This window comes from Simiduia sp. 21SJ11W-1 (assembly GCF_024138675.1).
Taxonomy (GTDB): domain Bacteria; phylum Pseudomonadota; class Gammaproteobacteria; order Pseudomonadales; family Cellvibrionaceae; genus Simiduia.
The window spans coordinates 2,598,691-2,609,380 of sequence record NZ_CP090959.1 but is presented as its reverse complement, the minus strand read 5'-3'; the positions used below and the strand labels follow the sequence as shown (position 1 = coordinate 2,609,380).

At 54.0% G+C, this 10,690-nt stretch carries 3 protein-coding genes; all 3 read right to left on the bottom strand.

The window, feature by feature from the left end:
* Positions 1-41: 41 nt before the first annotated feature.
* Positions 42-1,898 carry an ATP-binding protein gene (locus L1F30_RS11525; RefSeq protein WP_253356230.1) on the bottom strand — a complete coding sequence of 619 codons (1,857 nt, stop codon included), beginning with the start codon at positions 1,896-1,898 and terminating at the stop codon, positions 42-44.
* Between the two features lie 83 nt (positions 1,899-1,981).
* On the bottom strand, positions 1,982-2,551 hold the full coding sequence (locus tag L1F30_RS11520) for a YfiR family protein (protein ID WP_253356229.1): 570 nt from the start codon (positions 2,549-2,551) through the stop codon (positions 1,982-1,984).
* Entirely contained in the window at positions 2,548-10,689 is an 8,142-nt protein-coding gene (locus L1F30_RS11515) for a filamentous hemagglutinin N-terminal domain-containing protein (protein ID WP_253356228.1), read from the bottom strand. Before L1F30_RS11515 ends, L1F30_RS11520 begins: the two co-directional genes overlap by 4 nt.
* Position 10,690: the final 1 nt, after the last annotated feature.

Sequence of the window (10,690 nt, the reverse complement as noted above, 5' to 3'; positions counted from 1 at the left end):
GGCGAAGGGGCAGGGCGGGGTTGGAAGTGGCCTGGGGCGGATTACAGGTCGCTTTCGTGGGTGATCATAAAGCTCAGCATGGCGCGCAGTTTGGCGGGTTTAACGGGCTTTTTCAGCACGCTGTAGCCTTGGGCGCGCAGTAATTCGAGTTCGGCGGTATCTTCAATGCCGGTTACGAACAGCGCAGGCAGGGTGCTGTTACAGGTGAGCCTGATGAGGTCTACAGCGTCCAGCCCGGTGTCTACATCGTCGAGCTGGTAGTCGGTAAGAATAAGCTGGGGCGGGGCGGCCTTTAATGCAGGCAATTGCCGGCGCAACTCATCGAGTGAGCCAAAAGCCACTACCTCTGCGCCCCAGTTTTCAAGCAGGCTGCAAAGTTGCTGCTGTATAGCGGGGTCGTCTTCAAGCAGGCACACCTTGTGGCCGGCCAGTACCTGTTGCTGGGTTAGGGCGATGTCTGGTGGCAGGCTAAGCACAGGGTCGGGCGCAGCTGTTGCTTGTGGCGCAACTGCCACGGGGATGCGAATGCGAAACAGCGAACCACGCCCCACGCGGGATTTTACCTCCAGGTCGAACCCCAGCAGCTTGATCAGCCGCAATACAATGGCAAGCCCGAGCCCCACGCCCTGTTTGTGGGCTTCCGTGCGATTATTGTCTTGCGAGTAACTTTGAAAAATACTTTCCATGGATTCTGGCCGAATGCCAATGCCGGTGTCGTAAACATCAATGCTGATGAATTCGCCGCGCTTTCTGCAGGCAATGAGCACGCCACCTTCATTGGTGTAACGGATGGCATTGCTCAGCAGGTTGCGCAAAATGCGCTCTATGGTGACCTCGTGGCTTAACACCGCCAGGTTGTCTAGCCTAAACCGCATAGACAAATTCTTATTGTTGGCAATGGCTTCAAATTCGTGCGATACGCGGTTGATCAGGTCTTTGAGATTGACGGTGGATTTTTCGATGTTCTGGCTTTGTTTGCTTTGCAGGCGCGAGTAATCAAGCAGGCTTGAAAACAGTTGGCTCATGTTATCGATGGCAAGGTCCAGCTTTTTCACCAGTGGTGCCTGATCTTGCGTGGCGGTTGATTTAAGGGCATCCACAAAAATTGCCATGGCCTGCAGGGGTTGGCGTAAATCGTGGCTGGCACCGGCGAGCATTTGCTGGAATTCCTCGCCTTTTTGCTCGGCGGCGTTTGCGTAGTGTTTTAAATCTTCCGAAGTTTTTTCAAGTTCGGATACCACTTCGGTAAGGCTGATGTGTTTATCCTGTATGAGATCCAGCATGCCGTTAAACGAGCGCACGAGGTTTCCAACCTCGTCATTCGAGTGTTGCTCGGCCCTGATGCCGTAATCCTGGGTGTGGGTTACCCGCTCGGCGGTCCAGTTCAAATCGAATATTGGGGCCACAAACATCCGCTGCAGCCGGTTCGAGAAGATCAGGCTGAAGGAAATTGAAATTAAAGAAATCAGCAGCGCAGCACCGGCAAACACCCGGGTGCGTTGCTCGGCCTCTGCCAGGCTGTAGCGAATGAGAATATGCCCGTAGTCAATTTTGTTGCGCTGAATGGGCGCGGTGACATCCAAAAAGGTGGGGTGCAGCTGCCGGTATCCGGGTTGTGTCATGTTGTTATTTAACGCAGGGCAAAAAGCAAAAGCCGATTTGTTTGAGAGGCGCGCGCTATAAATGGTGTGCCCACGATCATAAATACAGGCGCTAATAAACCCCGGCAGTGTTTCCAATGCCATCAAGTTGTTTTGCAGTGCTTTTTTATCGCCAAATGCCAGGGCTGCTGAACTGCGCTGGCCGGTAAGGTTGGCCAGCAGCGAAATATTATTGGCAATCAGGCGCTCGGTTTGATAGCGATCATAGTAAACAAACGCCAGCGACGAAAAAATCATCGTAAGCAGCAGGCTTGAGGTGACAATCGCAAAGAGCTTTTGCCTTAGTGATAGCCGATTTATAAATCGCTTTATGGCTCGCATTATTGGCTTTGGGTGTTCTCGTGAATTTCGCGGGCAAGGCTTAAGAGATCGCTACTCAAAAACAGGCCGGCAGCCATGGCGTTGCTGATGTTTACATCAAACTCGTATTGATCTTTGGTTCTGAAAATACTGATGATACCGCCTTTGTCGGCAAAGCCTGCCTGCTCGCCCACGCTCAGTACAAATAGAAACTGTACGTCTTTCCAGAAATCCGGTAGCCGCGCGCGCTGGTCATTGCCCACAAATAATATCTGGCAGCCTTCGGCGATATCGGCTTTATCTTGGGTGCGCACCACTGCCAGGGTGCGATCTGCAATGGGGGTGCCGTTAACGCCATCGAGAAATATTCCGAAGGGAATATCGCCAAATAGGCACATGCGGATGGGCGATTCTGGCCCGGCGAAAGCATCTGCAGGCCATTCTACGAAGTTGGCAAAGTTGTATAAAAACAACGCTTTTACCTGCAGTTGCGCAAGCTCTTGCTCGTCTGCCTGGGCGTGTACCTTGGGTGTTGTGGCGAGCATCAAAAATGCCAGGGCAATAAACAGGGGGCGCAAGTGGTTGCTCATGGTTTGTTTCCGGGTTGTGTGGGCGTGGGCAATTGGCCACCGATTAACAGGCTGCTTAAAAACCGGCTGATGGCGGCCTGATTTTTACAGCGCGCCTGGCTGTTGCCTTGCAGGTTGGGTTGATTGCAGTCGCCTTCTGCCCGCTGCAGCAGTTGCCCAACAGAGGTGGTGCTGTTGCTATCTGTTGCCGGTGGCAGCGCTTCGGTTTGCGCCGCGTTTGATGAATCGTTGGTGACGCTCTCAAGGTCAACGGCCGGTTGCGGGCTGGGTGACGGTGTGGGCGTGGGTGACGGCGGAGGTGATGGCGGCGGAGAAGGCGGCGGCGTTGGGGTTGCCGGAGCTTCGGTTAGCAATGTGATGCGGCGGCTGGTTTTGGCCGCAACCAATGCATTGTTTAAGTTTGCCGTGCGATTGGTAAAGGTGCCATCGTTCGGATCTGTTAGCTGGTTGTAGGCGCGCAGCTGTACGTTGTCGTTAAGCGTGAGTGTGCGGGCATTGTTGGCCAGCAGTGCATCGTTATACACATCAAACACCAGATCACCGCCTTGGGTTTCAATCAGGATCGGCAGGTTGGATGTGTTATCACCCAGCTGCCAGTTGTAGGCGGTATCGGTGGTGTCTAGCTGGCGAATCAGCAGGGCGGTTTGGTCGTCGTTAATCAAGCCGCCGTTGGTGTTGCTATCAAGGGTGTTGATGGCGCGCAGGCTTGCACCATCGGCAATGGTGAGGTTGCCGCTTTGAATGTTTATTAACATTTTTCCGCTGCGCAGGTTGTCGTCGGTGAGATCCTGGGTTAGCAGGGCATCGGCCAGTGTGAGATCGCCCTGGCTCAGGTTCAGGGTAAAATTGCCATCGAGAATTTGCAGGGCATTGCCATCGCCGGTTATATCTTCCAGCCGCAGTGCGCTTGCCGGTTGGCTGTTAAACACCAGGTCGTGAAGGTTTTGGGTTAGATCTGCCTGGGTGGCGTTGCTGTTTATTTCCAAATTGCCTGTAGCTGCTGTGATATCAAGCGCCAAAGCCTGGGCCATTAAGGTGAGGCTGCGGTCTGAGTCTTGTAGGTCTGCAAGATTTAAGGTCAATCGGCCAGGTAGCGCGATGCCGGCGTCGGGCAGCGTTAGCGTTTGGGCACCAAGGGATAGGTCGCCGGTGAAAGTGCTGGGGGCCAAGGTTAAATCGCCTGTGTTATTGAGCGCCACATTGCCCGTGCCGGTTTGGGTAAATTGCACGCCCTCAAGTTGGCTTTCCAGCGCGTTACCACTGCCGATGTGATTGCCCACGGTAATCGCAGCGCCGCCCGGGCTACTGAGGTCTGTGTGGGTGTCGCCTGCATCGCTAAGGCTGCCACCGGCTACCAGAGTAATCGCGTTTGCAGCCAATGCATCACTGTGCGCGTGGGCAAGCTGTATGTTGTTGCCGGCATTCAGGTTTATAAGCCCCGTACCCGCCAGTAACTGGCTGCCGTCTGCCTGGGTGATATTGCCGAGGGCCGTAAGTGTTAAATTGCTGGCATCGGTGCTGGCAAGGTTGCTATCAATCACCGCGGCGTTAATCAACAGGTTGTTGCCATTGAGTGTTAAGTCACCGCTGCCTGCGTTGTAATCCCAATTGCCCGCCAGTGTTAAATCGCCCGTGGTGGTAATGTTGGTGGCACCGCTGCCCGTGTGCTGGCTGGCGTTAAGTTGCAGGTTGCCTGAGTTGCTTACTGTAAGCGCGTTGGTGGCGGCAAGCAAAAGTTCGAGGTTTGCCGCGGTGGTGTTGAGCGAGAGATCACCTGCAGCAAGATTGCTGTTAAGGCTGATAGTGTTTGCTGCAAGTATTACGGAGCGATCGGCGTCGAACATATCGTTGGCATTGAGTGAGAGAGTGCCCGCGCTGGTAAGCCCCGCATCATTCAGCACCAGGTTTCCGTTGCCAAGGCTGAAAGTTAAATTGCCCGCCCAGTTGATGGCGTTTAAGGCAAGATCGCCGCTGGCGCGCTGGAAGGTGAGCGCTGTTGCCGAAGGCCCGGTGAGGTTTAGCTGATTTGAGTTTAAATTGATCTGTAGCGGGCTATTAGTTTGCAGTAGATTTAAATCGAGGCTTGCTGCATTAAGTGTAAGAATCCCGTCGTTGGGTACATCAAAAATGTGGTTGGCAGAAATGCCAAGCGCGCCAGTGGTTTGCAGGCCCAGCGCAAAATTGGGTATTTGTAAGCTGCCATCAGAAAGATTCACACTGAAGTCACCGTTGCCCAGGTTGTTACCTAAAATTTCTAAATTGCCGGCATTGGTTTTGTTTACCGTAACCAAATTGGTGTTGGTGTTGTTCAGGGTAAGTTGTGTGCCTATGGTATTAAACACCGAGTCACCGGCTGCCGTTGCCGTGGTGATGTTGAGCGGTGCGGTATCAAAATTTACCGCGCGATCGCTATCGGTAATGTCTTGCGCGCTCAGGGTAAAGGTGCCGCCAATGTTGGTGAGCGCGGTATCTGGCAAGGTGATATTGCCAATGGCTGAGAGCGTAAGGTCCTGGGTGGCAGCCACCGCAGCCGATGCAACGGTGAGGTTGCCGCCTGCAGTGAGTGTGGTATTGCCGGCATTGTTTAGTGCATTTAATACCCAGCTGGCTGCGCTATTATCTATCGCCACATCGCCGCTTGTAGTGTTGGTGAGGTTAAGGCTTGCCGCCTGAATATCCAGCGGGTTTGCCACGCCTATGCCCGTAGCCGCGCTGAGTGAGGCATTGCCATTGGTTGCGATGATGTCTGTATGGGTGTCGCCTGCATCTAGTATTTGGCCACCGGCTGTAAGGCTGATGGGTGTGCCGGTGGCTTTACTTGATTGCACGCTGGCCAGGCTGATGTCTGTGCCTGCGTTTAATACAATATCGGCGTTGTTCACATTTATCTGCGCGCCGTCTTGCATGGTGATGGCATTGGTGGCGTTCACCGTGGTGTTAATGCTATCTGTCACTGTGTTGTCTGAATCGCTGATGTCGGCGTTCAGTGCCACATTGGATGCCCCCAAGGTCAGCGCGCCGCTGCTGCCGTTGTAATCCCAATTATTTGCCAGTGTTAAATCACCGCTGGTGGTGATGTTGTGTGCGCCCGCACCACTTTGGCTGCTTGCATCAACTTGCAGGTTGCCGGTATTGCTGAGGGTGAAGCTGTTTGCACTGTTAAGGTTCGCCGCAAGGCTGTTAATGGTGGTGTTGGCGGTGAGGTTGCCGCCGGCAAGTGCGCTGGTAACATCCAGCGCGTTGGCATTGAGAATGATATCGCGATTGCTATCGAAAATATCATTGGCGTTGAGTGCGAGGGTGCCTGCGCTGGTAAGCCCTGCGTCATCAAGCACGAGGTTGCCGCCCGTTACATCTAGCGCAAGATTGCCCGCCCAGTTGATGGCGTTAACCGTCAAATTGCCGCTGGCGCGCTGGACGGTGAGGTCTGTGGCGGCGGGGCCGGTGAGGGTGAGCTGGTTCGAGAACAGGTTTACCTGCAATGGGCTGCTGGTTTGCAGCAGGTTTAAATTTACGCTGGCTGCACTTAGCGTGACAATGCCGTCATTTGGCACATCGAAAATATGATTTGCGGAAATACTAAGCGCACCACCGGTTTGCAAGCCCGGCGAAAAGTTGGTTGTTTGCAAGCTGCCATCTGCAAGATTTACACTGAAATCTCCGCTTCCCACATCAATGCCTAAAATTTGCAGATTGCCGGCATTGGTTTTGTTTACAGTAACCAGATTGGTGTTGGTGTTGTTCAGGGTAAGTTGTGTGCCTGTGGTATTAAACACCGAGTCACCGGCTGCCGTTGCCGTGGTGATGTTGAGCGGGGCGGTATCAAAATTTACCGCGCGATCGCTGTCGATAATGTCTTGCGCGCTCAGGGTAAAGGTGCCGCCAATGTTGGTGAGCGCGGTATCTGGCAAGGTGATATTGCCAATGGCTGAGAGCGTAAGGTCCTGGGTGGCAGCCACCGCAGCCGATGCAACGGTGAGGTTGCCGCCTGCAGTGAGTGTGGTATTGCCGGCATTGTTTAGTGCATTTAAGACCCAGCTGGCTGCGCTATTATCTATCGCCACATCGCCGCTTGTAGTGTTGGTGAGGTTAAGGCTTGCCGCCTGAATATCCAGCGGGTTTGCCACGCCTATGCCCGTAGCCGCGCTGAGTGAGGCATTGCCATTGGTTGCGATGATGTCTGTATGGGTGTCGCCTGCATCAAGTATTTGGCCACCGGCTGTAAGGCTGATGGGTGTGCCGGTGGCTTTACTTGATTGCACGCTGGCCAGGCTGATGTCTGTGCCTGCGTTTAATACAATATCGGCGTTGTTCACATTTATCTGCGCGCCGTCTTGCATGGTGATGGCATTGGTGGCGTTCACCGTGGTGTTAATGCTATCTGTCACTGTGTTGTCTGAATCGCTGATGTCGGCGTTCAGTGCCACATTGGATGCCCCCAAGGTCAGCGCGCCGCTGCTGCCGTTGTAATCCCAATTATTTGCCAGTGTTAAATCACCGCTGGTGGTGATGTTGTGTGCGCCCGCACCACTTTGGCTGCTTGCATTAAGTTGCAGGTTGCCGGTATTGCTGAGGGTGAAGCTGTTTGCACTGTTAAGGTTCGCCGCAAGGCTGTTAATGGTGGTGTTGGCGGTGAGGTTGCCGCCGGCAAGTGCGCTGGTAACATCCAGCGCGTTGGCATTGAGAATGATATCGCGATTGCTATCGAAAATATCATTGGCGTTGAGTGCGAGGGTGCCTGCGCTGGTCAGCCCTGCGTCATCCAGCACCAGGTTGCCGCCGGTTACATTGAGCGCAAGGTTGCCCGCCCAGTTGATGGCGTTAACCGTTAAATTGCCGCTTGCGCGCTGGAAGGTGAGATCTGTGGCGGCGGTGCCGGTGAGGGTGAGTGTGGGTGCCACCAGATCTATTTGCAGCGGCGCGCCTGTTTGCAACAAATTGAGCGCAAGGCTGTTGGCCTGCAGGTTTACCGCGCCATCGTTGGGTACATCAAACAGGTGGTTGGCAGAAATGCCAAGCGCGCCTGTGGTTTGCAGGCCGGTGTTGTTAACCTGCAAATCGCCATCGGCAAGAGCGAGGCTGAGGCTGCCAGCGCCCACATTGCTGTTCACAATTTCCAAATTGCCGGCATTGGTTTTGTTTACCGTAACCAAATTAGTGTTGGTGTTATTCAGGGTAAGTTGTGTGCCTGTGGTATTAAACACTGAGTCACCGGCTGCGGTTGCCGTGGTGATATTGAGCGGTGCGGCATCAAAATTTACCGTGCGATCGCTGTCGGTAATGTCTTGCGCGCTCAGGGTAAAGGTGCCGCCAATGTTGGTAAGGGCTGCGTCTGGCAAGGTGATGTCGCCTGCGGCTGTGAGTGAAAGCCCTTGGGTGGTGGTAACCGCTCCCGATTGCACGGTGATGTTTGCCACAGAGGATAAAAGACTATCGCCCACATTATTTAACGTGCGCAGCACCAGGGTGCCGGAAAAATTGTGCACCTCAATATTGCCGCTGCCGGTATTGGTTAAATCACTGGCCGTGCCCCGTGTTTCTATGGCGTTGCCCACGCCAATACCGTTTACTGCCGTAAGTGAATAGCGGCTGCCGAGAGCTCGAATGTCTGCATCGGTATCGCCCCCGTCAATAATTTGGTTGCCGGCATTAAGCGCAATGGCTGTGCCAGTGGTTTGGGTGGATTGCAGGCTGGATACGGTAATGTTGTTGCCGGCATTGAGGTTGATATTTGCAACACCCACGCTCACTTGGGTGCCGTCTTGCATGGTGATGTCGTTGGCGGCACTGAGGGTGACATTTACGTTATCTGTAGTGCCGGTATTTGAATCGACTATGTTGGCATTTACCAATAAATTGCCACCGCTTGAACCCAGCGTGAGGGTGCCACCGTTGTTGCCATCCAGATCAACATCGCTTGCGAGGGTGACATCGTTGGCACCCAGTAACCCAAGGCCACCGCCGCCGGTGATGGCAAAATCTGTGATGGTAAAACTGTCTGCATCTGAATAGGTAAGGGTGTTGGCGCCTGACTGGGTAATGTCTACTGCGGCAAAATCGCCGTTAATGGTAAGGTCGCCACCGCTCACACCTGTGTTCAGCGTGAGATTGTTGCCACTTAGAATCACGCTTCTATCGCTGTCTGAAATATCGTTGGCGGTAATATCGAAATTACCACTGATACCCAGGCCTGCGTTGGGCAGCACCAGGTTGCCGGTGCTTGAAAGCGTGACATTAGTGGCACTGGTGAAACCTGCCACTGTGATGTTGCCGGTGTTGGTGAGTGAAAACGCACCGGCAAGGTTTACATCTGCAAGGCTTACGGCCATTTGGTTGGTGAGCGTGGCGCCACCGGCGGTAGACGATAAATTCAGCCCGCCTACGCGGGTGGTGATTGGCCCTATGCCCGTGGGCGCTTGCAGCCGCAAGGTGCCGGGTGTATCGAAGTTAACGGCCACCGCTGAATTGGTAATTGAGCTGCCAGCAGTAATGCCAATGGCCGTGGCGCTGCTACTTGTGGTTTTTATGGCACTGATTTGTGCAGCACCCCCGAGCGTTGCACCAAAGGTGCCTGCACCTAAGTCGAGGGAGCTTGTGGCATTCATGGTGAAGTTGCCGCCAGCGGTGGCCGCAATGCTCAGGTTATCGCCACCTGCCACGCTATCTAGAATTTGAACGCCGGCTGCAAAGCTGATGCTGCCATCGGCCTGGAGTGTCAGGCTCTTAGTGCCAATGCCGTTTATATCCAGTGAATCGTTAAAAAAGATATCGCCTGTGCCGCCAAAGGCTGACGCGGTATCAATGGTCACATTGTTAGTCATCAAGTTTGTTTTTAACGTGCCCACATTAATATTGGACGTGCCCGCCGTGGGTGACCAGTTAAAGGGCCCGCCGCCGGTAAACGAGCCGTTGCTGTCTGCGGCGGCAGAAATGGTGATGTCGGTTGGGTCAATCAAATAGGTGCCAGCCATGCCCTGTGGGGCGAGTGTTGAAACACGCCCCAGGGCCTCTACATACTGGATGCCGGAAACTTCTACAAATCCGCCATTGCCGCCAAGGTTGCCGCCCGTGGCGGAAATATTGGCCTGGGGGCTGAAGTGGGCAAAGCCCGCGCTGAAATTAATAATTCGCCCGCCATCGCCTTGGTTTGCAGCATTGGCAGATTGGAGGCTGCCTGCATCCAGAATCGACATCGCCTCTGTGGTGACTGTAATTTCGCCACCGGCTGTTTCGCCATCGGCCAGCATCTGGCCACTGCTGTAGGCGCGATCGGCCGCAACTGCAATGCTGCCGCCGGTTGTGCCGCTTGCATCCAGGGTGCCTTCGTTAATGAGGTCGCCACTGGTTTCAATGTGAATCTCGCCACCGGTTAAATCGTCAAGGCTTGCGGCTTTAATCAGCCCGTGATTTTCCACCAGTTGGTTGTGTAGCTCGTTTACGGCCTGGGCGTTGATATTTACCCACTGGCCGGAAATTTGGCCGCTGTTTAGGATGTGGCCATCGCTCGATTGCAAGGCATTTTGCGCAACCAAGAGCCCGGTTCGCTCACCTTGCGGTTGAATAATTACCTCGCTCGCGGTGGTGAGGTGTAGTTGTTTCGCGTTCAGTGAACCGCTGTTGTGAATGGTGGGTGAAATAAAAGCCAGAATGTGGTCGGCTGAAATACTGCCCTGGTTTTCAATGTGGCCGGGCCCTGGCGTCATTAAACTGAAATCGCCTTGCATAAAATCATCTGCGGCTATGTCTAATGTGGTTACCACCAAACCTGCAACATCCACCTGTGCGCCGGGTGAAAAGAATACCCCCTGGGGGTTGACTAAAAACACCTGGCCGTTGGCTTGCAGCTGGCCTGCAATAACCGAGGCATCGGGGCCTGTGACTTTATTCAGGGTAAGGGCGTTGCTACCGGGTTGATGAAAAATAACCTGCTCGCCTGCACCAATAGAAAATGCCTCGTATTCCAGTACCGCACGTTGGCTTGTTTGGTGAATATTCAAGGTGCTGTTTTGCTGGCTCAGGCTTACATCGCCGTGAACCACATCGGGTGTGGTGGGCAGTGCGTGGGCGGCATCAATGGCAATGGCCTGGCCTACCAGTAGCGCCAATAATTTCGGTTTAAACGTCTTCGTTGTGTGCATG

Coding starts and splice junctions, on each gene's coding strand:
- L1F30_RS11525 (WP_253356230.1), bottom strand. CDS start 1,898: ATGATTTTTTCGTCGCTGGCGTTTGTTTACTATGATCGCTATCAAACC.
- L1F30_RS11520 (WP_253356229.1), bottom strand. CDS start 2,551: ATGAGCAACCACTTGCGCCCCCTGTTTATTGCCCTGGCATTTTTGATG.
- L1F30_RS11515 (WP_253356228.1), bottom strand. CDS start 10,689: ATGCACACAACGAAGACGTTTAAACCGAAATTATTGGCGCTACTGGTA.